Below are 25,825 nucleotides of genomic sequence, written 5' to 3' on the forward strand. Positions count from 1 at the left end.
GTCAGCGTGCCCGACTTCGAGACCAGGCCGATGCGGCCCGCGCTGGTGATGTCGGCCGGGATGATCCCCGCGTTGGACGCGCCGGGCGAGGCGATGCCGGGGCAGTTGGGCCCGATGATCCGGGTCTTGCCACCCTTGGCGACCGCGTACGCCCAGAACTCGGTGGTGTCGTGGATCGGGACACCCTCGGTGATGACCACGCAGAGCGGGATCTCGGCGTCGATGGCCTCCTTGACGGCGTCCTTGGTGAACGCCGGGGGCACGAAGACGACCGACACGTCGGCGCCGGTGTCCTTGATGGCCTCGGCGACGGTCCCGAAGACGGGCAGGCCCTCGTGGACGGTGCCCGCCTTGCGGGCGTTGACGCCGCCGACGACGCGGGCGCCGGAGGCGAGCATCCGGCGGGTGTGCTTGGTGCCCTCACCGCCGGTCATGCCCTGGACGATGATCTTGCTGTTCTCGTTCAGCCAGATGGCCATTACGCACCTACCGCGGCGAGCTCGGCGGCGCGCTTGGCCGCATCGTCCATGGTGTCCACCAGTTCGACGCCGGAGAGCTTGGCGTCGGAGAGAATCTGACGCCCGAGTTCGGCGTTGTTGCCGTCCAGACGGACGACGAGAGGGCGGCTCACGCTCTCACCGCGGGCCTCCAGCAGCTGGAAGGCCGAGACGATGCCGTTGGCGACCGCGTCACAGGCGGTGATGCCGCCGAAGACGTTGACGAAGATCGACTTCACCGCGGGGTCGGAGATGATGATCTCCAGGCCGGCCGCCATCACCTCGGCCGAGGCGCCGCCGCCGATGTCGAGGAAGTTGGCGGGCTTGGGCTGGCCGGGGAACGCCTCGCCCGCGTAGGCGACGACGTCCAGGGTCGACATGACCAGGCCCGCGCCGTTGCCGATGATGCCGACGGAACCGTCGAGCTTGACGTAGTTGAGGTCCTTGGCCTTGGCCGCGGCCTCCAGCGGGTCCTCGGCGGCCTTGTCCTCGAAGGCCGCGTGGTCCGTCTGGCGGAAGGACGCGTTGTCGTCGAGGGTGACCTTGCCGTCGAGGGCCTTCACCTGGCCGTCGGCGGACAGGATCATCGGGTTGACCTCGACGAGGGAGGCGTCCTCGTCGACGAAGGCGCACCAGAGCTTCTCGATGAGCTCGGCGGCGCCGTCGAGCGCGGCCTCCGGCAGCCCTCCGGCCTGGGCGATCTCACGGGCCTTGGCCCGGTCGACGCCGTCCAGGGGGGAGACCGGGACCTTGGCCACCTTCTCGGGCGTGCTGTGCGCGACCTCTTCGATGTCCATGCCGCCCGCCGCCGAGCAGATGGCGAGGAACGTACGGTTGGCGCGGTCGAGCAGGAAGGAGAAGTAGTACTCCTCCGCGATCGCGCTGGCCTCCTCGATCAGGACCTTGTGGACCGTGTGGCCCTTGATGTCCATGCCGAGGATGTCGGTGGCCTTGCGCTCGGCGTCGGCGGCGTCGTCGGCGACCTTCACGCCACCGGCCTTGCCGCGACCACCGGTCTTGACCTGGGCCTTGACAACGACACGGCCGGTCAGCTGCTCGGCTGCCGCCCGTGCCTCCTCCACGGTGTGCGCGACCACGCCGCGCGGCACCGGGATGCCGTACTCCGCGAAGAGCTCCTTCGCCTGATGTTCGAACAGGTCCACGAGGGTCCGTCCTTGCTTGTCCGGCTGGTGTACAGATGTGAGCGGGCCGACTCCATGATCCAAGGGGGAGCCCGGCGGTTTTGCGCCAATGAAGCCTAGCCCGCCTCATGGCATGACCAGGTAACCGGGTTCCAGATCGTACGCCCCGAATGCTGTTCGCGCCGAACCGGCGTCCCGCGAGCCGGTTCACCGGGCCGACGGGAGACATGTGAGATCCGTCGGACGGGCGGAGGGCGATCGGAGCACCGGTGAGAGGCCGGAGGGTACGGTGAGAGAGGCCCGCCGGACGTTCGGGGGCCGCCAGACGGGCGGGGGAATCGTCAGACGGGCGAGAGGCCCGCCGGACGAGCGAGAAGATGTCAAACGGCCGAGAGGGCCACCGGACGGGCGAGGAGTCGTCAGACGGGCGAGGGGATCGCGCTCCGCACCCAGTCGACGATCTCCTGGGTGGTGGCGCCCGGGGTGAAGACGCGCGCGACGCCCATCTCCTGGAGCGCGGGCATGTCGGCCTCGGGGATGATCCCGCCGCCGAAGACCACGATGTCGCTCGCGTCGTTCTCCTTCAGCAGCTCCAGCACCTTGGCGAAGAGCGTCATGTGCGCGCCGGACAGGATGGACAGCCCGACCGCCGCGGCGTCCTCCTGGATCGCGGTGCGCACGATCTGCTCGGGCGTCTGGTGCAGGCCGGTGTAGACGACCTCCATCCCGGCGTCCCGCAGCGCCCGCGCCACGATCTTCACGCCCCTGTCGTGACCGTCCAGTCCCGGCTTGGCGATGACGACGCGGATCCTTGACACGGCATCCATCCAGACCTCCTTGTCTGCGCTCCCCTCGCGACGTGGGAGCTGTCCGCAGCGTAACCGGCCGCGCCGCGCCGGGCTCGGCGGGCCACCGCGAACCACGGTACAGCGGCCCTGACTTCACCGCCTTTCCGTACGACGCCGCGGTCCGCCTCCCCGGCGGACGCGCCCCGGTTAAAACGGCCGGAATGCGCGGCGGAACCAGCGCCTCACGAAAAAGGGAAACTAACCGTCCGTGGTTGTTCGAAAGCGAATCCATGTTCACGGCGTAGCGGATGACGGCACCCCAAAGGCCGAGGAGACATCTCTGCACCGAATATGCACATTTAATTCGAGACAATCCTCCTAATGCGCTACCATTTCGTGATCTTGCTGCACAAAGATGTGTATCCCCTCCCCCAGCCGGGTGGAGGGGCCAATCAGGAGGACTACCCCTTGAAGCGATACATCGCCGGTCTGGCGTGCGCCGCAACGGCAGTGCTGGGCGTTCCGGCGCTGGCATCGACCGCGCACGCGCAGGCCGCCGATCCGGTCGGCGCGCTGAAGAAGCAGTTCAAAAACGGTCGCGGCGTCACGTACGTCGACACCATCAAGATGCGAACCGCCGGAAAGACCACCGTTCTCGGCAAGCGCACCGGAGAATTGCAGTTCAACGCCTCCGGAATCAGCGCGTCGGACCACACCACCCACCTGGGAGCCTATAAGGACATCTTCAACTTCACCCAGGAAGAGAGCGACAACGGCACGGGAGAGGGCGGCGAAAAGACCGCGGCGGAGAGGGATCTCGACAAGCTGTTCGCCGGACTGGCCGAGCCGGAGCGAGTCGTCCGGGTCGGCAAGAAGGCCTACATCTGGGGCGGGGCCTTTGGCTCGTTCCTGCCGGCGGACAAGCCCTGGCTCGGGTACCCCCAGGACACGTTCGGCGTGAGCGGCTCGTTCGGCCAGTTCGTCAACGTCGCCGAACCCCCGACCCTCAAGGCCCTCCTCGCGCGCGCCACGGTCAAGCGCCCGACCGCCTACGCCGGGAAGATCACTTTCGGCGAGCTCCAGAAGGTCTCGCCGTGGTTCCGCACCATGCAGGGGGTGAAGCTGTCCAGGCAACAGGCCAAGATCACGGTCAACTGGAAGCTGTTCCTCGACGCGAAGCGGCTCCCCGTACGGCTGTCGACCTCGTACACGTCCTCCAAGGGTGGCCCGACCTCCGCGATCGACACCAGCTACAGCGCCTGGGGGTCGGAGGTCGCGATCGCCGCTCCGCCGGCCGACCAGGTCGCCACGCTGAAGGAAGTGGACGCGCGATTCGGGGTCGACAACCCCATTCCGCTGCTCACCAACAAGTGATCCCTCCGCGTTGATCGCACCCCGCACCACACCCGAGCCGCGCCAGACAGGTCTCACCCGCCGGGCGCGGCTCGCGGCGTTCTCCACCCCGCGCGGAACCCGGTACCGCCGCCAATTCTTGATCCGATATTTCGAGATATAGGGAAGAATCTCCTTCCGCCCTCCGCGACGACGCGAGGACACCTACGGGAGGACCCCCTCGATGAGGCGAATCATCGCCGCCCTGACCGGCGCCACCATGGCAGCTCTGATCGTTCCCACGCTGACGACCGTCGCCCCTGCGGGCGCCACGGCCACCCGGACCGCCCAGGCCGGTCAGGCCGCCGCGGCCGACCCGGTCTCGGCGCTGAAGCGCCAGTTCAAGACCCACCGGGGTGTGAGGCTCACCGAGAACACGAAGATCATCGGCGAGGGCAAAAAGAACCGGGTGATCCTCACCTGGCGGAACGGCGTGCTGGAGTTCGGCAGGACCGGCCTGGTCGCCTCCGACCTGACCACCAAGTTCAACCTGCCCATCTCGGACAACGAGCTCAAGGGCCTGTTCGCCCCGTCGCGGACGATCTCGCTGAAGGGCGTCAGCTACACCTCCGGCGGCGTCTTCGCCGAGTCCATGCCCGAGGGCAAGAAGTGGCTGCGCACGAACAGCGACGCGCTCTCCCTGGTCAGCGCCGTCCAGCAGATCATCAGCACCGTCGAGCCCGGCACGCTCGGGGCGACCCTGGCCCACACCCGCGCCAAGCGTCCCGGCGGGACGTGGGACGGCACCCGGACCACGGTCCACTCGGGCACGATCACCCTGGCCGAGCTGTTCAAGGTCTCTCCCTCGGTGCGCAAGCTGCTGGGCAAGAAGCCCACCGGCAGGTCCGCGACGCTCCCGGTGACCTGGAAGATCTATCTCGGCTCCGACCAGCTGGTCCGCCGCATCGTGTCGTCGTACACGGAGTCCAGCCGGGGTCTCAACAGCACCGAGGTGACCTACGTCAACGACACCCGCTACACCGGCTGGGGCACCAAGGTCACGATCAAGGCGCCGCCCGCCGCCCAGGTGGCCGAGTTCGACGAGCTCCTCGGCGAAGTCACCCAGCCCGAGGACCCCATCGAGGAGATCTTCGAGAACTGAACCAACCGCGGCCCACGGCGATCACAGGAACCGAACCGGTTCACGGTGATCGAGGAGGCGCCACGGACACGGAAGGGCCCGGGGAGCGACGGCTCCCCGGGCCCTTCCCTGTCTTCCGGAAGACTTCCGGAAGCTCACCCTGAGGTCAGAGCTTCTCCAGGGGCGCGTACGCCAGCAGCAGGGTCTTCTCCCCGCCGCCACCGAAGTCGATCTTGACCTTGGTCTTCTCCGCGACGCCGTCCACGGACACGACCGTGCCCAGGCCGAACTGGTCGTGGGTGATCCGGTCGCCGGGGGTCAGGTTGGGGATCTGCCTGCCGCCGGGCTTCCTCGCCGGGGCGGGGCGGGAGTCTCGGCGGGTGGCGGCGCTCCAGGCGCTCTTCTCCGGGTCGCTGCGCCAGTCGACCAGGTCGGACGGGATCTCGGCGACGAACCGGGAGGCCGGGTTGAACGCGGGCGAGCCCCAGGAACTGCGGACGGCCGCCCTGGAGATGTAGAGGCGCTGCTCGGCCCGGGTGATGCCGACGTAGGCCAGGCGGCGCTCCTCCTCCAGCTCCTTGGGCTCGCCGAGCGAGCGCATGTGCGGGAAGACGCCGTCTTCCATGCCGGTGAGGAACACCACCGGGAACTCCAGCCCCTTGGCGGTGTGCAGCGTCATCAGCGTCACCACGCCCTGGCCGCCGTCGGCCGCCGGGATCTGGTCGGCGTCGGCGACCAGGGAGACCTGCTCCAGGAACTCCACCAGCGTGCCCTCGGGGTTGGCCTCCTCGAACTCGGAGGCGACCGAGACCATCTCGTCCAGGTTCTCCAGGCGGCTCTCGTCCTGCGGGTCGTTGGAGGCCGTGAGCTCCAGGCGGTAACCGGTGCTCGCCAGCACCTCCTGGGCCAGCTCCGAGGGCGTCAGGTCGTCGGCCTTCACCATGAGCTCGTCCATCAGCGCGACGAACTCCTTGATGGCCTTGAGCGAGCGGGTGGCCATGCCCGGCGCGTCGTCCGCCCGGCGCAGCCCCTCCCAGTAGGGGATCCGCTCTTTGGTCGCGAACGCCTCGACCATCGCCTCGGCGCGCTCGCCGATGCCGCGCTTGGGCACGTTGAGGATGCGGCGCAGCGACACCACGTCGTTCGGGTTGGACAGGAAACGCAGGTAGGCGAGCAGGTCGCGGACCTCCTTGCGCTCGTAGAAGCGCACCCCGCCCACCACCTTGTACGGCAGGCCGGTCCGGATGAAGATCTCCTCGAAGACACGGGAGGCGGCGTTGGTGCGGTAGAACACCGCGACCTGGCCGGGCACGACGTCCTCGTGGTCGGTGAGCCTGTCGACCTCCTGCGCGACGAACATGGCCTCGTCGTGCTCGTTGTCGGCGACATAGCCGGTGATCTTCGCCCCGGCGCCCTGGTCGGACCAGAGGTTCTTGGGCTTGCGGCTCGCGTTGCGCGAGATCACCGCGTTGGCGGCGGACAGGATCGTCTGGGTGGAGCGGTAGTTCTGCTCCAGCAGGATCGTCCTGGCCTCCGGGTAGTCGCGCTCGAACTCCAGGATGTTGCGGATCGTCGCGCCGCGGAAGGCGTAGATCGACTGGTCGGCGTCACCGACCACGCACAGCTCGGCCGGGGCGACCCCGCCCTCCCTGACCACCTCCCCGTCGGCGGTGCGCAATTCGGGACGGCCCGCGATCTCGCGGATCAGGGTGTACTGGGCGTGGTTGGTGTCCTGGTACTCGTCGACCATGATGTGGCGCCAGCGGAGCCGGTAGTGCTCGGCCACGTCGGGGAAGATCTGGAACAGCGTCACCGTCAGCATGATGAGGTCGTCGAAGTCCATCGCTCCGGCCTCGGTGAGCTTCTGCTGGTAGTTGCGGTACGCCTCGGCGAGCTTGCGCTCCAGGTGGGTGGACGCCTGGGCCGACGCCGTCTCGTAGTCGATCAGCTCGTTCTTGAAGTTGCTGACCTGGGCGGAGAACGATCTCGGCGGGTAGCGCTTGGGGTCGAGGTCCATCTCGCGGCAGACCATCGCCATCAGCCGCTGGGAGTCGGCCTGGTCGTAGATGGAGAAGCTCGTGGGGAAGCCCAGGCGCTTGGCCTCGCGGCGCAGGATCCGCACGCACGCGCTGTGGAAGGTCATCACCCACATCGCCGCCGAGCGCGGGCCGATGAGCCGGTCGACCCGGTCCTTCATCTCCCTCGCGGCCTTGTTGGTGAAGGTGATCGCCAGGATCTCCTGCGGCTGCACGCCCCGCTCGCCCAGCAGGTAGGCGATGCGGTGGGTCAGCACCCGGGTCTTGCCGGAACCCGCGCCCGCGACGATGAGCAGGGGGCTGCCGTGGTGCACGACGGCCTCGCGCTGCTGGGGGTTGAGCCCGTCGAGCAACGGATGGGTCAGGGAAGAGGCTGGGATCGACACGTCCCCTAGGTTAGAACGACCGACCGACAACCGGGTCCAGCCACCGCAAAGGAATGCGAGTGGACTCGCTCACGGTTGTGATGACGGAGCGGTACGGGGACAACGGAGGGGCTTCCATGCTTTCTGAGAACGAGATCAGCCGCGTACTGGCGATCGCCGCGCACCCCGACGACGTCGACTTCGCCGCCGCCGGCACGATCGCGCTGTTCACCGGCCGCGGCGTCGAGGTGACGTACTGCGTGGTCACCGACGGCGACGCGGGCGGCTTCGATCGCGAGCTGGACAACGGCGGCATGGCCGAGTTGCGCCGGACCGAGCAGTCCAACGCCGCCAAGGCCGTCGGCGTGACCGACGTCCGCTACCTCGGCCACCGTGACGGGACCGTGGTGCAGAGCCTGGAGCTGCGGCGCGACATCACCCGCGTCATCCGCCAGGTCAGGCCCGACCTGGTGATCACCCACAGCCCCGAGCGCAACTACCGGTTCATCGCCCCCAGCCACCCCGACCACCGCGCGGTCGGCGGCTGCGCCCTCGACGCCGTCTACCCCGACGCGCGCAACCCGTACACCTTCCCGTCGCTGCTGCTCGACGAGGGGCTGGAGGCGTGGACCGTCCGCGAGGTCTGGCTCAACGGCGGCCCGACGCCCGACCACCACGTGGACGTCACCGACACCTTCGACCGCAAGCTCGCCGCCCTGCGCGCCCACGCCAGCCAGGTCGGCCACCTGGAGGACTTCGAGGGCTTCCTGCGGGGCCGCTTCTCGCAGATCGCCGTCGAGGCGGGCTTCGGCGAGGGCCGCTACGTCGAGGCCTTCCAGCGGGTCTCCACCCTCTGACCCTCCCGGTCCCGTCGGGGGCAGCGGGAGAGCCGTCGGGAGGGCCCTGACAGGACGGCCGCTCCCGGCGGGAGGGCCGGGCCCTCTTCACGGTCGCCGTCGGGCACCTGGGAACCTGGGAGTCCCGAAGGCACCCGCCGGGAAGTACGCGCCGTTGAACAGCATCGACCTGTCACCCGCCACCGCCGTCGTCGTCGCCCTGCTGGCCGTCGGAGCCGCCGCCGTCGCCCGGCTCGGCCGTCTCGGGCACGCGCCCGCGGTGCTCGTGGCGTGCCTGCGCGCCGCCGCCCAGCTCGGCGCGGTGTCCCTGATCATCGTGTGGGCCGTCGAGCGCGCGCTCGCGGTGACGGTCTTCGTGCTCGTCATGTACGGGGTGGCGAGCGTGACGGCGGGACGGAGGATCACCTCGGGGCCCGCCGTCCGGTGGGCCGCGGTGCCCATCGCGGCCGGGACCGTACCGGTCCTGGCGCTGCTGTTCGGCAGCGGCGTCGTCCCGCCCCTGGGCATCACGCTGATCCCGATCGCGGGCATCCTGCTGGGCGGGTGCCTGACGGCCACGGCCCTCGCGGGACGGCGGGCCCTGGACGAGCTGGCCCACCGGCGCGGCGAGGTGGAGGCGGCGCTCTCGCTGGGCTTCTCCGAGCGGGACGCGGCGCTGGAGATCTGCCGCCCGCCCGCGGCGCAGGCGCTGGTGCCCGCGCTGGACCAGACGGGGACCGTGGGCCTGGTCACGCTGCCCGGCGCCTTCGTGGGAATGCTCCTGGGCGGGGCCGGCCCGCTCCAGGCCGGGGTGGTGCAGCTCGTCGTGCTGGTCGCGCTGCTGGCCGCGGAGGCGGTGGCCGTGGTCGTCACGATCGAGCTCGCCGCCCGCGGCCGTTTCGGCGGCGGTCAGCGGCCCGGCGCGGGCGCCTCCGGCGGGGCCGGGCGGGCCGGGTGGACCGGGTCGGCCGCACGGGCACGGTCCGGCGGGGCCAGGCGGGCGAACAGGTAGCCCAGGGAGTTGGTCGCGACGTGGAACATCGCGGGAGCGGCCAGGCCTCCTTGCCTGCGCAGCCCGGTGAAGAGCACCCCGGCGAGGCCCGTCGTGATCACCGACCCGGCCACGACGCGCGCCACCTGCCACGCGGGAGCCTTTCCTGGGGCCTCTTCGGGAGCCTCCCCGGCGGCCAGGCGGCTCAGGGCGGGGTTGGCGGCCATCATGTCGACGGCGGGCAGGATGTGCCAGAGGCCGAAGAGGACCGAGGACACCGCGGTCGCCCTCCCGTGGCCGTGGGAGCGGGCGACGAGGGCGTGCAGCACCCCCCGGAAGCCGACCTCCTCGAGCAGGACCGTGCCGACCGGCACCTGGAGCAGGGCCTCCTCCAGCGCGCGGGCGCGAGACAGGGAAAGGGCCCGCTCGTCGCGGAAGAACCGGCGGGTGGCCGGGACGGCGATCCCCACGGTGTAGGCCCCGGCCACCGCCGAGGCGAGCGCGCCGCCGATCCGCAGGCCCCGCGCGCGCCGGTGGAAGCCCAGCTCGGCCCAGGAGAGGCCAGAACGGCGGGCCATGACGACCAGCGCGCCGGTCGCCGCGGCCGAGGTCAGCGGCGCCAGCCTCGGCGCCAGACGGTTGTTGAGCACGTTGGCCGCCACCAGCACGGCCACCGCGCCCGGCAGCACGCCCCTCGGCACATCGGGCACCCCGGGCACCCCGGCCACCGCCCCGGCTCCGGCACGGGCGGCCCGCCCAGGCTCGCGCTCCATCCCCACGACCGCCACGACCCCCTCGGACGCCGTCTCGCGCCCGCGTGCCGGGCCGCGCCGGGGACCGTGATCGTCAAGATCCCCTCGAATCCGGTTCGAGGCTACGCGATCAGGGCTCAGCCCGCGGCGGCCTGGCGCCAGCCGGCGGGGAAACGCAGGCTACGGCGTTCCCGCACCGTCAGGCCGCCCCAGATCCCCTCGGGTTCGGCCGCGCGGAGCGCGTAGGCCCGGCACTCCTTCAGCACCGGGCACCGCTCGCAGACCGCCTTCGCCCGCGCCTCGTGCTCGGCCGACGGCGTCAGCGGGAAGAACAGCTCGGGGTCGCTCGTACCGCAGGCCCCTCGCGCGGCCCAGCCGATATCCCGCACCATCATCCGCATGACATCGCCCCCTGCCGACTCACCGTCCTTCGTCAGAGTAGGCCGCCCCCGGCGGCGGGACATCAGCCTCTTGACGGATTCACGCCTACCCATCGCGGCGTACTCCGGTGGCCACATCGTCCCCACACCGTCCCCACGCCATGCCCGTGACGTCCTCGCGCCACCCCCGTGACACCTGTGGCCCGCTCCGCGCGACAGGGCCTCAGCAGGCGGCCGTCCCCTGGTTGTAGCCCTTGACGAACAGCTCCTGGCGCTGCCCCGCCGTGCCGTGGGCGTCAGGGCGCAGCCAGTCGTCGGTGGGGTCGCCGGCGGCGGCGAGGTTGATCAGGAGCTCGTCCTCGTCGCCGGGCTCGGTGTCCAGCGAGCCGCCCTTGACGAGCGCCCCCAGGGTTCCTCCGGCGTAGCAGTCGGCCTGGAGCTCCTTCTCGATGTTCAGGCGGAACGCGGTGTTCAGCTGCGCCTGCACCGCGTGCCCGAACTCGTGCGGGATGATCACGTAGACCGAGCCGTCGCCCATCTCCTCGTAGAGGCCGTTCATCCACTGCTCGTCGTAGGCGATGAAGTGTCCCACCGGGCAGTAGAAGGCGTTGTTCGGCACCGACGGCTGCCCTCCGCAGTCGGGCCCGTTCTCTCCCTGATAGGGGGTGAACGCGGTGACCGGCCGGTAGGTCAGCCCGGCCGCGGCGAAGGTCTGCTTCCAGTAGGCCTCGCTGAGCTCCCTGGCCAGCTCGACGTCCGACTCGAACGTCTGCCCGCGCGCGCTGGGCGTGGCCTGCTCACCGGCCTCACCGGTGGGACCCGCCTCCGGTTCCGTGCCCTCCCCCGCGCTCCCGCAGGCGGTGACGGCCGCCAGGACCAGTGCCAGGAAGAAGGCGAACGCTCTCATGGGCCTATCGTGACGGAGTGAGCGGCCTTCGCGCGAGCGATCGGCGCGACCGGGGACCGCTCACAGAGGCGGCTCACGGGGACGGCCAGGTGTGGACGGGCTCGTTGGTGTGCATGTTCTCGATGTAGCGCAGGGTCATCCTGCGTAGCGCCTCGTGCCTGTCGAGGTCGCCGAGCGCGTTCACCGCGTCGATCTGCCAGCTCGCCCCGGTCGTGCCCGTCAGGCAGCGCTGCTCGACGATCCCCAGCAGCCGGTCCCTGGCCCCGGGGTCGACCCCCCACAGGTCGAGTCCCTCGTAGGCGAGCGGGAGCAGGCGGCGCAGGACCAGCTCGGAGGCGACCACCTCGCCGAGCCCAGGCCAGAAGAGCCGGGCGTCCAGGCCGTACCTGGCCGCGGCGTGCAGGTTGTCCTCGGCCGCGGCGAACGACATGCGCGTCCACACCGGGCGCTCGGCGTACGGGAGGACGCGCATGAGCCCGTAGTAGAAGGCGGCGTTGGCGGCGACGTCGGCCACCGAGGGGCCCGCGGGCAGCACCCGGTTCTCCACCCGCAGGTGCGGGACGCCGTCCACGACCGCGTAGACCGGCCGGTTCCACCGGTAGACGGTGCCGTTGTGCAGGGTCAGCTCGCCGAGCTGCGGGGTGATCCCCTTGGCCAGCTCCTCGCGCGGGTCCTCCTCGTCGCACAGGGGCAGCAGCGCGGGGAAGTAGCGGGCGTTCTCCTCGAAGAGATCGAAGACCGAGGTGATCCACCGCTCGCCGAACCACACCCTGGGCCGTACGCCCTGGGCCTTCAGCTCCACCGGGCGGGTGTCGGTGGCCTGCTCGAACAGCGGGATCCTGGTCTCCTGCCAGAGCCTGCGGCCGAACAGGAACGGGGAGTTGGCCGCCAGCGCCACCTGGGGGCCCGCGATGGCCTGGGCGGCGTTCCAGTTGGCGGCGAACGCCTCGGGGCTGACCTGGAGGTGGAGCTGGAGACTCGTGCAGGCGGCCTCGGGGGTGATGCTGTCGGCGTAGGTCTCCAGGAACTCCTCGCCCTCGATCGCCAGGTGCAGGTCCTCGCCCCTGGCCGCGAAGATCTGCTCGTTGAGGAGCTTGTAGCGGGGGTTGGCCGACAGCGTGCCCTCGTGCACGTCGCTCTCCCGCAGCGTGGGCAGGATGCCGACCATCACCATGTGCCCGCCGACGGTGCGGGCCCGTTCCTCGGCGTGGTTGAGCCGGTCCCTGATCACCCGCTCCAGCCGGGCCGCGCCGTCCCCCTCCAGGGACTCGGGCAGGACGTTGATCTCCACGTTGAACTGGCCCAGCTCGGTCGCCCAGTCGGGCTCGGCGATCGCCTCCAGCACCTCGATGTTCTTCATGGTGGCCTCGCCGCGCTCGTCCACGAGGTTGAGTTCGATCTCCAGCCCGGCCCTGGGCTCGTCGAACTCGAACCTGGACTCGCGCAGCATCTGCGCGAAGACGTCAAGGCACCGGCGGACCTTGTCCCGGTAGCGCCGCCGGTCCTCGCGGCTGAACACCATCGCAGGTACATCGCGTCCCATACTTCGCAGAGTCGCACATAAGTAACTACTCGTACAGAAGCCTGGGGGGTGCGGATGCGCGAAGGTTCAGACCAGGCGCCGCGCCGTGGCCCAGCGGGACAGCTCGTGACGGTTGGAGAGCTGCAGCTTGCGCAGCACGGACGAGACGTGGGTCTCCACGGTCTTCACCGAGATGAACAGCTCCTTGGCGATCTCCTTGTACGCGTAACCGCGGGCGATCAGCCTCAGCACCTCGCGCTCGCGCTGGGTGAGCGAGTCGAGCTCGGGGTCGATCGGCGGGGCCTCGCTGGAGGCGAACGCGTCCAGCACGAACCCCGCCAGCCTCGGGGAGAAGACCGCGTCGCCCTCGGCCACCCGGCGGATCGCGTCGGTGAGCTCGCGCCCGCTGATGTTCTTGGTCACGTATCCCCTGGCGCCGCCCCGGATCACGCCGATGACGTCCTCGGCCGCGTCGGAGACCGACAGGGCGAGGAAGCGGACCGTGGAGCCGGAGCCGAGGACCCGGCGCAGCACCTCCTGGCCGCCGCCGCCGGGCATGTGCACGTCGAGCAGGACCACGTCGGGCCCCAGCGCGGCGATCGCCTTGACCGCGGACTCCACGTCCTCGGCCTCCCCGATCACCTCGATGGAGTCGCCCAGCTCGGCCCGCACGCCGGAGCGGAACAGGCGGTGGTCGTCGACGATCAGGACCTTCACCACACTCATCGGACTTCCCCTCGCGGCCCCGAGGACCGCTCTCCGGCACGCCGCGGCCCTCGCCGTGATCCTACGGTCAGGACCCCGCCCCGCCGCGACCCCGAGGGCCACTCTCCGGTTCGCCGCGATCCCGAAGGCCACTCTCCGCCCCGCCGCGATCCCGCGGACAGGACCCCGGCCCGCCGCGATCCCGGGGACGAGCCCCCGGTTCGCCGTGTCGTGGCTCGCTCGCCGCTCACGTCTTCTCCAGCTTCATGGTCAGCATCACTTCCGTGCCCTCGCCGGGCTCGGTCCGCACACGGGCGCTGCCCCCGTGGCGCTCCATCCTGCCGATGATCGACTGGCGGATACCCATACGATCCTCGGGCACATCGCCCATGTCGAACCCGATCCCCCGATCCCGGACGAAGATGGTGACCTCATCGGGTTCCGTCTCGGCGTACACCGAGACGACCTCGGACCCGGAGTATTTGGCGGCGTTGACCATGGCCTGCCTCGCGGCCTGCATCATCGCGGACAGTTCGGGGGTGAGCGGGCCGTCGCCGACGCAGACGACCTCGATCGGCACCCCGTGCGCGTCCTCCTCCTCGGCCGCGACCCGCCGCACGGCCGCGGCCACCGACGCGTCGGCGTCCTGCTGGGGCTGGTAGAGCCAGTTGCGCAGCTCCCGCTCCTGGGAGCGGGCCAGCCGCATCACCTCGCGCGGGTCCTGGGCGTTGCGCTGGATGAGCGTCAGCGTGTGCAGCACCGAGTCGTGCACGTGCGCGGCCACCTCGGCGCGTTCCTCCTGCCGGATGCGCTCGCGGCGCTCGCGCTGCAGTTCCTTCCACAGGGCGGCCAGCCAGGGCGCCGCGATCAGCGCGACACCGCCCACGACCACCAGGGTGAACACGATGCCCGGACGCGCCTTGCCCAGCTCGTCGTTGGCCACCAGGAAGCCGATCGCGCCGACCACGACGAGCCCGAGCCCGAGGAAGGTGCGGACCCGGTTCCGGCGGACCTGCCCGACGGTGTTGCTCATCCAGCGCTGCCGCCGGTCGGGGTCGGCCTGCTGCCACAGGATCAGCGAGCCGATGCCGCCCACCGCGATCGGCCAGGCCCCGATCCCGGCACCCGAGGTGCCGGTGAGCCAGCCCAGCGCCATCAGCGCCAGCCCGATCGCGCCGTACGCGGTGAGCTGGCTCCAGTCCCTCCCCGGCTCCCTGCCCTCGTAGGGCTCGCGCGGGGTGAACATCCACAGGGCGGCGTACGCCAGGGCGCCGAACCCGCCCAGGACGGTGAGCAGCACGAAGGCCAGCCGCAGCACGACCGGGTCGAGCCGGAGCTGGGCGGCGGCACCCTGGGCCACCCCGGCGACCAGCCGCCCCTCCACCGGTCTCACCAGACGGGGGAAGGGGGCGTCCTCGGATGTCACGGGCGCCGCGTCGCGAACTGTCTGTCGGTCAGCCATATCGTCAGCATCGTCACACGAACCAGCCTGCCAGTGCATCAGGCGTTCCCCTGAAGCGACCCTGAGAGAGCCTCCCCCTCTCCGGGACGACTCAGGGGTCTCCCGGATGCGTCGCGGACCGGGAAAGGCCACGATGAGGACATGAACGACACCGGGCGAGCCCAGGATCCGGCGAGCTCGCCGTCCGCCCCCTCCCCCTCCGAGGGATCCCCGGAGGAGAGCGGCCTGAGGCGCGCCAACGAGGGGCGCATGCTCACGGGCGTCTGCGCCGGCCTGGGCAGGTACGCCGGGATCGATCCCGTGGTGCTCCGGGTCGGTTTCGCGGTGCTGGTGCTCGGCTCCGGGATCGGCATCATGCTCTACATCGCGGCCTTCCTGCTGATGCGCGAGACCGACGGCGGCCCCGGCTACCTGGAGCAGTGGACCCGGCGCGACTTCGACGGCGAGACGGTCCTGACCCTGCTGGCCGGCCTGTTCGCCCTCGGACTGATCATCAACGTCTCCTCGGACGGCATCGGCACCGGCACGGTCGTGGTCGGCACGGTCTTCGCCATCGCCCTGCTCGCCGCCCACTCCCGCGGGGTCGACCTGCTGGCCGTGGCGAGGTCGCTGCCCGACCGGCTGCGCAGGCGTCGCGTCCCGTCGCCGTCCTCGCCTTCGGCCGATCAGTGGCCCGGCGCCGCCGCGGAGCAGCGTCACGTCGGCGAGCGGGATCCGGTCGCCCACGCCGCCGCGTTCCAGGCCGCCCGGCCGGGCGCCGGGACGGTCACCGAGCCCTACGCGCCCGAGACGGGACCCGAGTCCCCGCCCCCCGCCCCCGGAACCCGGGCCATGCCCGCCTTCGGGGCCCAGGCCGCGGCCGCCGAGAACCGTGCCGGACAGGCGCCGGGCATGCCCCCCGGCCCCGCCGCACCTCCGGCGGGCGGCCCGTACTCCTCGGCGAGGCCGCTGTTCGACTCCTCCGGCGAGCCCTTCTCGCCGTACGGCCCCTACCAGCCCCTGGATCCCCGGAGGCGGCAGCAGCCGTACTCCCCCTACGACCCGTCCGTGTACGGCGGGACGGTGGTGGCGCCGCCCAGGCCGCGGCGGCGCGGATCGCTCGTGGGAGGCATCACCATCTTCCTGGCCATCATCGTTGGAGGGATCATCGTGGCGATCCAGTCCGCCTCGGGATCGGTCAACATGACGGTCGTCGGCGGCGCGGTACTCGTCGTCATCGGCGCCGGACTGCTGATCGCCACCTGGTTCGGCCGGGGGGCGGGGCTGGTCGTGACCGGCACCGTCCTGTCGATCGCCCTGGTCGCGGGGTCCACGCTGGGCGGCATGCCGAAGAAGTTCGGCGACTACACCTGGAGACCCGCCACCCTGTCCGAGGTGGCCCGCATCTACTCGGTGGGTATGGGAGAGGGCAATCTCGACCTGAGCGACCTGGTCCTGCCGCCGGGCTCGCGGACCATCGTGAACGCCTCGATCTCGGTCGGCGAGATGAACGTGATCCTGCCCGCGACGGCCAGGGCGGAGGTGAACGGCTCCACCAGGTTCGGTGATGTCAAGATCGACCATGCGGTGGAGGGAGGGGCCGACATCCACCACAACAAGATCCTGGAGCCCGAGGTGGTCCCCAAGGGCGACGTGGCGACCATCGTGCTGAACATCAAGGCGGGCATCGGGGACGTGGAGGTGCGCCGTGCGGCCTGACGCCGACGTGACCAAGCGCCGTCGCGCGCACCGCACCGACTGGATGGCCCTGCTCAGCGGCATCGTCTTCATCGCGGCCGGCATCGTCTTCATCAGCGAGCCGTCCGCCCCGCCGCTGGTCATGTTCACGATCCTGGTGGGCGGCCTGGGCTTCGCGGGCCTGATCGCCATCCTGGCCAAGGCCATCCGGCGTTAGGGCCTCGCACCGCGACCGCCGGGGCGGGTCGAGCCGTGCATCGTCTCGACCCGGCGGACGTCGCCCCGCACCGCGCCCGCCCGGGCGGGTCCGGCTTGCGACGATCGGTATCTCACGGCAAAAAGCCAGATCAGGCGTTAGGGTCGGAGCATGCCGGCCCTGGAGTTCGTCAGCACCGTCCGCGCGACGCGGGCCGGTCTGACGGACACGCTCGCCGACGTCGAGGGCATGACCGCGTGGGGGCGGGCGCACGCCGCCCGGCTGGGGATCGACCCGGGCTTCGTCGCCTCGGAGGAGCTGCGGCGTGAGGTGGTGGAGCTGCGGCAGGCCGTACGGGCGCTCTTCGCCAGAGCCGTGCGGCCGGGTGCCGCGAGCGGCGCGGACGCGCACCGGCTCCCCGGGTTCGCCGGCTCGCTCGACCTGGTCAACGCCGCGGCGCTGGCCGTGCCGCTGGCCGCGCGGCTGGAGTGGCCCGCCGAGGGCTCTCCCCTGGCACGGACCGTCCCGGGCGACGAGGCCACGGAGTCCGCGCGGATCCGGGCGGCCCTCGCGACGTCGGTGATCGAACTGCTGGCCGGGCCACAGCGCGAGCGGCTGCGCACCTGCCCCGCGCCGCGCTGCGTGCTCTACTTCCTCAAGGACCACGCCCGGCAGGAGTGGTGCTCGGTCGGCTGCGGCAACCGGGCCCGCGCGGCGCGCCACTACCACCAGCACCGCGACGGCTGACCTCGTCCGGGCGGCTCCCCCTTACGCGTCCTGTTCGGCGACTCTCAGGACAGCTATGGCTTACGTCACATACTTATAATGGGAAAAATAATGATTTTGCGTTAGATTTGGGCCCTGCGGTGAAACTAACGGAATGAGCCGTTAGAAAGCCCGACGGGAGAGACCAGATGACCTTCCAGACCGGCCACGTCGGCCTCAACGTCTCCGACCTCGACAGGTCGAGGGACTTCTACAAGAAGATCTTCGGCTTCGAGGTCCTCGCCGAGTCCGGGGAGGCCGGCCGCCGCCACGCCTTCCTCGGCCTCGACGGCACGCTGGTGCTCACCCTCTGGCAGCAGAGCGAGGGCCGCTTCGCCACCGGCCTTCCCGGCCTGCACCACCTGTCCTTCCAGGTCCCGGACATCGAGACGGTCCGCCGGGCCGAGGAGGCGATCAGGGAGGCGGGTGCCACGCTCCACCACGACGGCGTGGTGGCGCACCGCGAGGGCGCGTCCTCGGGCGGCGTGTTCTTCGAGGACCCGGACGGGATCCGGCTGGAGATCTACACGCCCACCGGCGCCGAGGGATCCCCCGTGCCGGTGGCCGCCGCCCCCACCTGCGGCTTCTTCTGAACGACCGTGGAGCACTCAGGAGAGCTCGCGGTCCAGCGCAGGGCCGGGGTACGCGCGGTGGCGCTGGGTTCGGCCAGGACCCGGCCGGAGATCCCGGCGGTGGCGGCCGAGTTCCTGGGACGGCAGCGGATGCTGCTCATCGGGGCGGCGGGACGGGACGGGCTCCTGTGGGCGTCCGTCCTGACCGGGCCCGAGGGGTTCGCCGAGGCGGTGGACGAGCGGACCGTCGTGATCGACGCGGTGCCGGGCGAGCACGACCCGCTGGCGGGGCTGGACGGGGGCCAGGTCGGGATGCTCGCGATCGAGCCGATGAGCAGACGCAGGATGCGGGTCAACGGCACGGTCTCGCGGGAGGGCGGGCGGCTGGTCGTCCGTACCGAGCAGGTGTACGCCAACTGTCCCAAGTACATCCAGGCGCGAAAGCTAGCCACGGATCCGGCGGCGCCCGCCACCCGCGCCCCCGGCTCTCCGGGCCCCGCCGAACCCCCCGGCTCTACCGGCTCGACCGGCTTCTCCTCGGCGACGGCGTTCGGCGACGACGACCGGGCGTGGATCGAGGCCGCCGACACGTTCTTCGTCGCCACCTCCGCGCCCGGCCTCGGCGCCGACCTGTCGCACCGGGGCGGCGACCCCGGCTTCGTCCGGGTGCTGGACGACCGGCGGCTGGTCTGGCCGGACTACGCCGGCAACTTCATGTACATGACGTTGGGGAACCTGGAGCTGGACGACCACTGCGGCCTGCTCTTCCTCGACTGGGAGAGCGGCGACGCCCTGCACCTGACCGGGCGCGCCCACGTCGACTGGGATCCGGGAGACGTCCCAGGCGCGCAACGGCTGGTCCGGTTCGAGGTGGACCGGATCGTCCGCGTACGGGGAGCCAGCCCGCTCCGCTGGAGCCTCGTGGAATACTCCCGCCACAACCCGCCGGTCTGAGGGCTGAACGCGATGGGCGCATCGTCCCCGCCAACGAGGGCAGTACCAAGAACGGGCACAGTTCTGGCGTGCGGACCATACGGACCATACGGATCACGTGGACCGCACGGACACGGGCCGCCGAGGGAGACCCGACCGGACTCCAGGGCGGCATACTGGCAGTACGCCCCCGTGTAGACGTAATGTCGCGACAGCGGCCGACCGGTGAGGAGCGGAGTGATGGCGATGCGATTCGAGCACGAGTTCACGGTTCCCGTACCTGTCGATCAGGCGTGGCCGGTGCTGCTCGATGTCGAGCGGATCGCGTCCTGCCTGCCCGGGGCCGCCGTGGACAAGGTCGAGGGTGACTCCTTCACCGGCCGGCTGAAGATGAGGATCGGGCCGATCACGGTGACCTACCAGGGCCGGGCCGCCTTCGAGAAGGTGGACGAGGACACCCGCTCCATGACCCTCAAGGCCTCCGGCAAGGAGGCCAGGGGCTCGGGCACGGCGGGGGCCACGGTCGTCGCGCGCCTGCACCCCCAGGGCCGGCAGACCCGGGTCACCGTCGACACCTCCTTCAACGTGACCGGCCGCCCGGCCCAGTTCGGCCGGGGCGTGATGACCGAGGTCGGCGGGAAGCTGATCGACAGGTTCTCGGCCAACCTCTCCCGCCTGCTGGGCGAGGGGCCCGGCGTGGAGACGGCCTCCGAGCCGGCTGCGGGGACGACCGGTGTGGGCGGCTGGAGCGCGAAGCGGGGATCGGCGTCCGCGGGAGCGGCCGATGACGTTCCGGCGATCTCGGAGACCTGGGGTCCCGGCCCGGCACGCCCGGCCGACCCGAACATCCCAGGCAGCTCAGATAACTCAGATAACTCGGACAGCTCAGACGATTCGCGCGAGTCCGTCGGCTCCGCGCCCGTACCCGCCGCGTCCACAGGTTCCCCTGCGCCCGCTGTGCCGACTGTGCCCGCCGGTCCCGCGGGTTCGACGGCCTCCGGCGCGGAGAGCCCCGGCACCACCGGTTCGGCGTTCCCCGGCCCGGCGGGCTCGACCGGTCACGGCACGGAGAGCCCCGGGGGCCCCGGGGGCCCCGGGGGCCACGGGGGCCACGGGGGCCACGGGGGCCACGGGGGCACTGCGGCGTCCGGCGGCACGAACGCGGGTGCCGCGGCGTCCGGGCTGGGCGGCCCCGGCGGCCCCGAGGGCCTGAACGGGCCCGAGATCCCGGGTGGGCCGGGACGTCACCTCAGCGCGGTTCCGACGCCACCGGGCCTCGCCGTCGGCGAGAGGGCGGAGTCCCGCCAGAGCCACCCCGCGGGCACCTCCCGCACCTCGCTCAGCCCCGACGAGGAGGCCCTGAACCTCCTGGAGGTGGCGGGCATGCCGCTGCTCAAGCGCGTCGCCCCCCTGGTCGCCGCCCTGACGGGCCTCGTCCTGCTCGCCTGGCTGATCCGCCGTGCCCTGCGGCACTAGGGCCTGTTCGAGATTCAGGTCATGATGTTCGCCCGCGACAGGGCCCGGTTTCCGTCGCGCTGAGGCCGCGCTGAGGCCGCGCCGAGGTCGCGCCGAGGTCGCGCCGAGGTCGCGCCGAGGTCGCGCCGAGGTCGCGCCGAGGTCGTGCCGGGGTCGTGCCGGGGTCGTGCTGACGTCGCGCCGAGGTCGACCGTGCCGCTCGCCTCACCACCGCCCGGCTCGACCGGCGGGCCGGCCCCCGGCCCCGGGGACGCCCGCCGCCGGTTCGCCCGCGGCCTTGGGGAACGGAGCACCGGGAAGCGGCGGTGCCGGTCCCCGCATCGTGTTCGCAGGCGGCCGCCGGACCTCCCTGGCGGGCGGGTCGACCGAACTCCGTAAACGAGAACCCTGGAGCACCGTTCATGACCACCGTGATGCTCTTCCATGGTGCCTGGCACCGGTCGGCCTGCTGGGCGAGGCTCGAACCCGAGCTGCACGCCCTCGGCCACGACACGCGCTCGCCGGCGCTACGCAGCTCCGGCGATCATCCCACCGCGGGCATGCGTGAGGACGCCGCCGCGCTGGCCGAGGAGCTGGCGTCGATCGAGGGGCCGGTCGTGCTGCTCGGTCACTCCTACGCGGGCATCCCGATCACCGAGGCCGCCGCCGGAGCGGGCAACGTCGTACGGCTGATCTACCTTGCCGCGTACGGATCACCGGCGCTCACTCTCCGTTCCTGTCACAGCCGCGCCGGCCGGCCCGCCCTCATCGACGAGATCGCGCGGCCCGCCTGAGTGGCGTCCCGGGCGGGAACGGACACCGGTCGCCCGTGAATCCGGGCATCACCTGAATCCGAACCCGAACGGCCCTCAGACGCGATCGAGGTCGTCCGGCCGGTATCGGGCCCTGATGTGAACGCGCTCGCCCTGGGGGCCGAGGATGCTGAGGAACTCCACCGGGCGCTCGTCGGCGTTGCCGAACCAGTGCGGGAGGTGGGTGTCGAATTCGGCGACCTCGCCGTCCGTGAGGACGAAGTCCTTGTCGCCGAGCACGACGCGCAGGCGGCCGTTGAGGACGTACAGCCAGTGGTAGCCCTCGTGCGACCGGGGGTCGGGTTCGGCACAGCGGGTCGGCCCGGCGGGGAGGATGTGCTTGAACGCCTGCAGCCCGCCGGGTTTGCGCGTCAGCGGGACGACGGTCATGCCGTTGCGGGTGAAAGGCTTCGAGTACACCCGGGGGTCGAGATCTTCCGGGGCGCCGACGAGTTCCTCGATCGGCACCCGGTAGGCCCTGGCCAGGGGCAGCAGGAGTTCCAGGCCCGGTTTGCGGTGCCCCGACTCCAGCCGGGACAGGGTGCTGACCGGAATGCCGGTGGTCTCCGACAGGGCGCTCAGGGTGACGCCACGCCGGCGGCGCAACTCGCGCAGCCGGGGGCCGACCGCGGCCAGCACGGCGTCGAAGTCGTCGCTCATACGTTCACTGTGCCCGCGCCTTGCGTCTTCCGCAAAATGCTTTGCCGGAACGGCTACGTGGGCGCGACTTCGACGTCGGAGGCGGTCACGACGAGCCGGAGCTCCCGGATCGGCCGGGGTGACCGGCCACCCGCTCCCGCCTCGTTTCGCGCCGGACGGCACCCGCCTCGCGCGTCGCCGCCGGTGTGATCTCCACGATGAGGTGCTTGGTCAGCGGCTGCCCGCTCTGCGGGCTGAAGTCGACGATCCCGCAGAGCACGTTCAGCTCCGGCATGTACCCGATCGCGTTGCCGCGCGGGATGTCGTAGCCGAAGGCGCGGTAGCCGTAAACGGTGCGCCTGCCGCCGTCCCTGGCGATGCTCGTGATGTCGACGAGGTCCGCCTCGTCGAGTCCCCGCTCGCGCATGTCGTCGCGGTTCATCAGGACCAGGGTGCGCAGGTTCCTGACGCCCCGGTAGCGGTCGTCGTCGGAGTAGATGGTGGTGTTCCACTGGTCGTGGGAGCGCACCGTGCCCAACGTGAGGTGTCCCGGCGCCGGGACGACGTCCGGTATCGGGGCGTTCGAGAACTCGGCGCGGCCCGACTCGGTGAGGAAGAGCAGCTCGCGGGCGGGCTGGTGGATCCGGAAGCCCAGCGGGAGCCTGGCCCGGCGGTTGAAGTCCTCGAACCCGTCGAGGACCTGGGCCATGGTGTCGCGGACGCGGTCGTAGTCGTCGGCGTACCCCTGCCAGGGCGTGGCGCTGCGCGGCAGGGTCGCCCGCGCCATCCCGGCGATGATCGCCGGTTCGGACAGCAGGTGCCGGGAGGCCGGGGTCCTCATGCCGAACGACATGTGCACCATGCTCATCGAGTCCTCGACCGTGACGCCCTGGAGGCCGCCGCGCCGGCGGTCCTTCTCGGTACGGCCGAGGCACGGCAGGATCAGCGCCTTCCTGCCGTGCACCAGGTGGCTGCGGTTGAGCTTGGTGCTGACCTGCACGGTCAGCTCGCAGTTGCGAAGCGCCCGGAAGGTGTACGGGGTGTCGGGCACGGCCAGCGCGAAGTTGCCGCCCATGCTCACGAACACCTTGACGTCGCCGCGGCTCATCGCCTCGATGGTGCCGACGGTGTCCAGGCCGTGGGCCCGTGGCGGGTCGATGCCGCACACCTCGGCCAGCCGGGACAGCAGGTGCTCGCCCGGCCGGTGGTCGACGCCGCAGGTGCGGTTGCCCTGGACGTTGCTGTGCCCCCGGATGGGGCACGGCCCGGCACCCTCGCGGCCGATGTTGCCGCGGAGCAGCAGCAGGTTGACGATCTCGCGTACGGTGTAGACGCCGTGTTCCTGCTGGGTGATGCCCAGGCACCAGCTGATGACGGTGCGGCGGGACCGCATGTAGACGCGGGCGAACTCGCGGATCCCGGCCTCGTCCACGCCCGACTGGAACTCCAGCAGCGGCCAGGTGGCCTCGGCGCACGCCCGCCGGTAGTCCTCGAAGCCGTGCGTGTGGCGCTCGACGAACTCCCGGTCGATCGCCTTCGGGTCGGTCTCCGCCGCCTCCAGCACGGCCTTGCCGACCCCGCGCAGCAGGGCCAGGTCGCCGCCGATCCTCGGCCGCACGTTGAGGGTGCCGGTCCTGGTGGCGTGGAAGGTCCCCATCGCCAGGAAGTCGTGGGGCACGATCGTGCTTTTCGCCGCCGCCTCGATCAGCGGGTTGACGTGCACGATCCGGGCGCCGCGGCGGTACGCCTCGGCGAGCGCGGTGAGCATGCGCGGCGCGTTGGAGGCCGCGTTGGCGCCGATGATGACCAGCGTGTCGGCCTTGCCCCAGTCGTCCAGGTCGACGGTTCCCTTGCCGGTGCCCAGCGCGGCGGTGAGCGCCCGGCCGCTCGCCTCGTGGCACATGTTCGAGCAGTCGGGCAGGTTGTTGGTGCCGAACTCGCGGACCCACAGCTGGTAGAGGAACGTGGCCTCGTTGCTCAGCCGCCCCGAGGTGTAGAACGAGGCCCGGTCCGGGCTGTCCAGCTTCCGCAGCTCCGCGCCGACCAGCTCGAACGCGTCCGGCCAGGAGATCGGCACATACCTGTCCGAGTGCGGGTCGTAGACCATCGGCTCGGTCAGCCTGCCCTGGTCCTCCAGCGCGAAGTCGGTCCAGCCCGACAGCTCGGTGACGGTGTGGGCGGCGAAGAACGCGCGTCCGACCCGCTTGGGAGTCATCTCCCAGGTGACGTGCTTGATGCCGTTCTCGCAGATGTCCAGGCGCAGGCCCTTGGTGCTGTCCGGCCACGCGCACCCGGGGCAGTCGAAGCCGTGGTTCTCGTGGTTCATCCGGAAGATCGCGCGCGTCCCGTCGACCGGCTCCCGCGTCCTGGCCAGCGCCTTCCCGACGCTGAACACCGCTCCCCAGCCCGCCGCCGGATGCCGGTAGTCACGCCTGGAGAAGGGCTCCCCGGTGTTGGGCCCCCGCCCCCGGGCCGGAACCCCCGGCCGCCCCTGCCCGAGCATCTCCTCTGGAACGTTGTCGTCGGCCATCAGCAGTCTCCCCGAAGTGGCACAGCCGCACCCGACATGCGAGCACATACTGCGATATTTCCGGTCTACCGCTCCCGATCCCGTACCAAGGTCAACCAGTCCCCCGGCCTTGACCAAGCTTGGACCACCGAACGGCCCGCGACGCCTCCCTCCCCTTCGAGGCGAAGCCCGCCAGAGGGGTTCCGTACCCGAGGGCTGGACATGATCGCTCGCTCGGGCATGAATCGGGGAGCTCCAGCCGCAAGCGCATCACCCCACTTCCCGGCGCTCCCTCGCCTGGTCGAGGACCATAAGAAAGCGAGCGAACCCCTCCCCGGGCATCCGGTGCGAAACCCGGGCCGCCCTCGATGTCTACCGTTACGGTCGATTCGTGAACGCTGAGGAGTACCGTCGCGGCCTCGCCCGTCACCCCACGGCCGCCGCGCTGTTCATCACGGACGAGGCCGACCGGGTCCTCCTGGTCCGGCCGACGTACAAGGAGGGGTGGGAGTTTCCCGGCGGGGCGGTCGAGGAGGGGGAGACGCCGTGGGAGGCGGCCATGAGGGAGGTCGCCGAAGAGCTCGGCGTGACCTGCTCGGCCCCTCCCTCCGTGCTGTTGTGCGCGGACTGGATGCGTCCGCGCGGAGAGGAACCCGGCGGGTTCCGGCTGGTCTTCGACGGTGGGATCTTGGGCGAGCGGCAGCGGGCGGCCATCCGGCTACCGCCGGAGGAGCTCGACGCGTGGCGGATGGTGGATCCGGCGGACGCGGACGCCTTCCTGCCCCCGCAGCGGGCGCGCCGCCTGCGTGCCTGCCTGCCGGCCCGCCGTGCGGGGCGGACCGTCTATCTGCAGGACGGCTTCTCGCTCACGGGGATCGCGTACGACTGAGAATCGGCGGGCACCGCGCTTCTCAGAGGCCGGGCGCGCTGTGTGCGGTTGTCACGTCGCGGGTGCCATGGCGCCCGAGCCGCGCACCATCTTGACGTCGGAGGGGGCCGCCGCCGTGCCGACGGCGTCCGTGAAGGCGAGGGCGACGGACCGGCCGGTGGCGCCGTCGACGAAGACGGAGGCGGGGCCGCGCGGGTTCGGGCGGTGCTCGTCGCCCCATGCGGCCAGCGCGGCGAGGATCGGGATGAGGTCTTTGCCCGCGGGCGTGAGGACGTACTCGTCGCGGGTCCGCTCCCCGGGTTTCCGGTAGGGGTGTCGTTCGAGGATGCCCTCCTCGACGAGCGAGGTCAGGCGCGCCTGGAGCACGTCCGTGGGCACGCCGATCCTCCGGAACTCCGCGTAGCGCGTCCGGCCCCAGAACGCCTCGCGGATGATCAGCAAGGTCCACTTGTGGCCCAGCACCTCAAGGCTGCGCCAGATGGAGCAGTTGGTGTTCTGGGGAAGTTCCATGGCCTTCATGGG

General features: G+C 71.2%; 25 protein-coding genes. 12 read left to right on the plus strand and 13 right to left on the minus strand.

The window, feature by feature from the left end; translation table 11 throughout:
- From AC5L38_RS29985 to icmB, 3 genes are all read right to left on the minus strand, one after another.
- On the minus strand, positions 1-479 hold a 479-nt coding region (locus tag AC5L38_RS29985; protein ID WP_495246186.1), incomplete at its 3' end, for a CoA-binding protein.
- A complete protein-coding gene (gene sucC, locus AC5L38_RS29990; protein ID WP_495246187.1) occupies positions 479-1,660 on the minus strand; it encodes an ADP-forming succinate--CoA ligase subunit beta in 1,182 nt (393 codons plus the stop codon). The genes sucC and AC5L38_RS29985, both read right to left, overlap by 1 nt.
- Positions 1,661-2,058: 398 nt before the next feature.
- A complete protein-coding gene (icmB, locus tag AC5L38_RS29995; protein ID WP_440073307.1) occupies positions 2,059-2,466 on the minus strand; it encodes a coenzyme B12-dependent isobutyryl CoA mutase small subunit in 408 nt (135 codons plus the stop codon).
- A 357-nt stretch (positions 2,467-2,823) separates the two neighbouring features.
- Here icmB and AC5L38_RS30000 point away from each other — a divergent pair, with 357 nt between their 5' ends.
- Entirely contained in the window at positions 2,824-3,801 is a 978-nt protein-coding gene (locus AC5L38_RS30000) for a hypothetical protein (protein WP_495246188.1), read from the plus strand.
- 202 nt (positions 3,802-4,003) lie between these two features.
- On the plus strand, positions 4,004-4,921 hold the full coding sequence (locus AC5L38_RS30005) for a hypothetical protein (protein WP_495246189.1): 918 nt from the start codon (positions 4,004-4,006) through the stop codon (positions 4,919-4,921).
- A gap of 145 nt (positions 4,922-5,066) precedes the next feature.
- On the opposite strand, the gene pcrA is transcribed toward AC5L38_RS30005, so the two are convergent.
- Positions 5,067-7,322, minus strand: coding sequence for a DNA helicase PcrA (gene pcrA, locus AC5L38_RS30010; protein ID WP_495246190.1), 2,256 nt, complete (start codon positions 7,320-7,322; stop codon positions 5,067-5,069).
- A 116-nt stretch (positions 7,323-7,438) separates the two neighbouring features.
- On the opposite strand from pcrA, the gene AC5L38_RS30015 reads away from it, so the two are divergent.
- Together AC5L38_RS30015 and AC5L38_RS30020 are read left to right on the plus strand one after the other, a co-directional pair.
- Positions 7,439-8,158: a PIG-L deacetylase family protein gene (locus AC5L38_RS30015; protein ID WP_495246191.1), complete on the plus strand. Its 720-nt coding sequence runs from the start codon at positions 7,439-7,441 to the stop codon at positions 8,156-8,158.
- Positions 8,159-8,312: 154 nt separating this feature from the next.
- Positions 8,313-9,149 (plus strand): ABC transporter permease, encoded by an 837-nt coding sequence (locus AC5L38_RS30020; RefSeq protein WP_495246192.1) that lies wholly within the window; start codon positions 8,313-8,315, stop codon positions 9,147-9,149.
- Here AC5L38_RS30020 and AC5L38_RS30025 read toward each other — a convergent pair.
- The 6 genes from AC5L38_RS30025 to AC5L38_RS30050 all read right to left on the minus strand — a co-directional run bounded on the left by AC5L38_RS30025 (position 9,047) and on the right by AC5L38_RS30050 (position 14,856).
- Positions 9,047-9,916, minus strand: a complete 870-nt coding sequence (locus AC5L38_RS30025) for a CPBP family intramembrane glutamic endopeptidase (RefSeq protein WP_495246193.1) — start codon at positions 9,914-9,916, stop codon at positions 9,047-9,049. The two genes, AC5L38_RS30020 and AC5L38_RS30025, sit on opposite strands and share 103 nt — an antisense overlap.
- 101 nt (positions 9,917-10,017) lie before the next feature.
- On the minus strand, positions 10,018-10,275 hold the full coding sequence (locus AC5L38_RS30030; protein WP_495246194.1) for a WhiB family transcriptional regulator: 258 nt from the start codon (positions 10,273-10,275) through the stop codon (positions 10,018-10,020).
- A 208-nt stretch (positions 10,276-10,483) separates the two neighbouring features.
- Positions 10,484-11,167, minus strand: a complete 684-nt coding sequence (locus tag AC5L38_RS30035; RefSeq protein WP_495246195.1) for a neutral zinc metallopeptidase — start codon at positions 11,165-11,167, stop codon at positions 10,484-10,486.
- 73 nt (positions 11,168-11,240) lie between these two features.
- On the minus strand, positions 11,241-12,710 hold the full coding sequence (locus AC5L38_RS30040) for a glutamate-cysteine ligase family protein (RefSeq protein ID WP_495246196.1): 1,470 nt from the start codon (positions 12,708-12,710) through the stop codon (positions 11,241-11,243).
- A gap of 66 nt (positions 12,711-12,776) precedes the next feature.
- The gene (locus AC5L38_RS30045) at positions 12,777-13,415 is read right to left on the minus strand and encodes a response regulator (protein WP_350943408.1); all 639 of its coding nucleotides are present in this window, start codon (positions 13,413-13,415) and stop codon (positions 12,777-12,779) included.
- Between the two features lie 226 nt (positions 13,416-13,641).
- Positions 13,642-14,856, minus strand: coding sequence for an ATP-binding protein (locus AC5L38_RS30050; protein WP_495246197.1), 1,215 nt, complete (start codon positions 14,854-14,856; stop codon positions 13,642-13,644).
- Positions 14,857-14,997: 141 nt separating this feature from the next.
- On the opposite strand from AC5L38_RS30050, the gene AC5L38_RS30055 reads away from it, so the two are divergent.
- The 7 genes from AC5L38_RS30055 to AC5L38_RS30085 all read left to right on the plus strand — a co-directional run bounded on the left by AC5L38_RS30055 (position 14,998) and on the right by AC5L38_RS30085 (position 21,248).
- Entirely contained in the window at positions 14,998-16,554 is a 1,557-nt protein-coding gene (locus tag AC5L38_RS30055) for a PspC domain-containing protein (RefSeq protein WP_495246198.1), read from the plus strand.
- Positions 16,544-16,750 (plus strand): hypothetical protein, encoded by a 207-nt coding sequence (locus AC5L38_RS30060; protein ID WP_495246199.1) that lies wholly within the window; start codon positions 16,544-16,546, stop codon positions 16,748-16,750. Before AC5L38_RS30055 ends, AC5L38_RS30060 begins: the two co-directional genes overlap by 11 nt.
- Positions 16,751-16,900: 150 nt before the next feature.
- Positions 16,901-17,476, plus strand: coding sequence for a CGNR zinc finger domain-containing protein (locus AC5L38_RS30065; RefSeq protein ID WP_495246200.1), 576 nt, complete (start codon positions 16,901-16,903; stop codon positions 17,474-17,476).
- A gap of 167 nt (positions 17,477-17,643) precedes the next feature.
- Positions 17,644-18,087, plus strand: coding sequence for a VOC family protein (locus tag AC5L38_RS30070; RefSeq protein ID WP_495246201.1), 444 nt, complete (start codon positions 17,644-17,646; stop codon positions 18,085-18,087).
- 6 nt (positions 18,088-18,093) lie between these two features.
- The gene (locus tag AC5L38_RS30075) at positions 18,094-19,020 is read left to right on the plus strand and encodes a pyridoxamine 5'-phosphate oxidase family protein (protein ID WP_495246202.1); all 927 of its coding nucleotides are present in this window, start codon (positions 18,094-18,096) and stop codon (positions 19,018-19,020) included.
- A gap of 219 nt (positions 19,021-19,239) precedes the next feature.
- The gene (locus AC5L38_RS30080; protein WP_495246203.1) at positions 19,240-20,475 is read left to right on the plus strand and encodes an SRPBCC family protein; all 1,236 of its coding nucleotides are present in this window, start codon (positions 19,240-19,242) and stop codon (positions 20,473-20,475) included.
- A 401-nt stretch (positions 20,476-20,876) separates the two neighbouring features.
- On the plus strand, positions 20,877-21,248 hold the full coding sequence (locus AC5L38_RS30085; RefSeq protein WP_495246204.1) for an alpha/beta fold hydrolase: 372 nt from the start codon (positions 20,877-20,879) through the stop codon (positions 21,246-21,248).
- A gap of 75 nt (positions 21,249-21,323) precedes the next feature.
- On the opposite strand, the gene AC5L38_RS30090 is transcribed toward AC5L38_RS30085, so the two are convergent.
- Complete coding sequence (locus AC5L38_RS30090) at positions 21,324-21,926, minus strand: helix-turn-helix domain-containing protein (RefSeq protein WP_495246205.1); 603 nt, start codon at positions 21,924-21,926, stop codon at positions 21,324-21,326.
- 85 nt (positions 21,927-22,011) lie between these two features.
- Entirely contained in the window at positions 22,012-24,435 is a 2,424-nt protein-coding gene (locus tag AC5L38_RS30095; RefSeq protein ID WP_495246206.1) for an FdhF/YdeP family oxidoreductase, read from the minus strand.
- A gap of 370 nt (positions 24,436-24,805) precedes the next feature.
- Between AC5L38_RS30095 and AC5L38_RS30100 the strand changes: the two genes are divergently transcribed.
- The gene (locus tag AC5L38_RS30100; RefSeq protein WP_495246207.1) at positions 24,806-25,303 is read left to right on the plus strand and encodes an NUDIX domain-containing protein; all 498 of its coding nucleotides are present in this window, start codon (positions 24,806-24,808) and stop codon (positions 25,301-25,303) included.
- Between the two features lie 51 nt (positions 25,304-25,354).
- Here AC5L38_RS30100 and AC5L38_RS30105 read toward each other — a convergent pair whose 3' ends face one another.
- On the minus strand, positions 25,355-25,822 hold the full coding sequence (locus AC5L38_RS30105; protein WP_495246208.1) for a winged helix-turn-helix transcriptional regulator: 468 nt from the start codon (positions 25,820-25,822) through the stop codon (positions 25,355-25,357).
- Positions 25,823-25,825: the final 3 nt, after the last annotated feature.

Source organism: Streptosporangium nanhuense, assembly GCF_059358815.1.

Coding starts and splice junctions, on each gene's coding strand:
- AC5L38_RS30070 (WP_495246201.1), top strand. CDS start 17,644: ATGACCTTCCAGACCGGCCACGTCGGCCTCAACGTCTCCGACCTCGAC.
- AC5L38_RS30095 (WP_495246206.1), bottom strand. CDS start 24,435: ATGGCCGACGACAACGTTCCAGAGGAGATGCTCGGGCAGGGGCGGCCG.
- AC5L38_RS30050 (WP_495246197.1), bottom strand. CDS start 14,856: ATGGCTGACCGACAGACAGTTCGCGACGCGGCGCCCGTGACATCCGAG.
- AC5L38_RS30015 (WP_495246191.1), top strand. CDS start 7,439: ATGCTTTCTGAGAACGAGATCAGCCGCGTACTGGCGATCGCCGCGCAC.
- AC5L38_RS30085 (WP_495246204.1), top strand. CDS start 20,877: ATGACCACCGTGATGCTCTTCCATGGTGCCTGGCACCGGTCGGCCTGC.
- AC5L38_RS30030 (WP_495246194.1), bottom strand. CDS start 10,275: ATGATGGTGCGGGATATCGGCTGGGCCGCGCGAGGGGCCTGCGGTACG.
- AC5L38_RS30040 (WP_495246196.1), bottom strand. CDS start 12,710: ATGGGACGCGATGTACCTGCGATGGTGTTCAGCCGCGAGGACCGGCGG.
- AC5L38_RS30065 (WP_495246200.1), top strand. CDS start 16,901: ATGCCGGCCCTGGAGTTCGTCAGCACCGTCCGCGCGACGCGGGCCGGT.
- AC5L38_RS30055 (WP_495246198.1), top strand. CDS start 14,998: ATGAACGACACCGGGCGAGCCCAGGATCCGGCGAGCTCGCCGTCCGCC.
- AC5L38_RS30105 (WP_495246208.1), bottom strand. CDS start 25,822: ATGAAGGCCATGGAACTTCCCCAGAACACCAACTGCTCCATCTGGCGC.
- AC5L38_RS30045 (WP_350943408.1), bottom strand. CDS start 13,415: ATGAGTGTGGTGAAGGTCCTGATCGTCGACGACCACCGCCTGTTCCGC.
- AC5L38_RS30090 (WP_495246205.1), bottom strand. CDS start 21,926: ATGAGCGACGACTTCGACGCCGTGCTGGCCGCGGTCGGCCCCCGGCTG.
- AC5L38_RS30005 (WP_495246189.1), top strand. CDS start 4,004: ATGAGGCGAATCATCGCCGCCCTGACCGGCGCCACCATGGCAGCTCTG.
- AC5L38_RS30035 (WP_495246195.1), bottom strand. CDS start 11,167: ATGAGAGCGTTCGCCTTCTTCCTGGCACTGGTCCTGGCGGCCGTCACC.
- AC5L38_RS30080 (WP_495246203.1), top strand. CDS start 19,240: ATGGCGATGCGATTCGAGCACGAGTTCACGGTTCCCGTACCTGTCGAT.
- icmB (WP_440073307.1), bottom strand. CDS start 2,466: ATGGATGCCGTGTCAAGGATCCGCGTCGTCATCGCCAAGCCGGGACTG.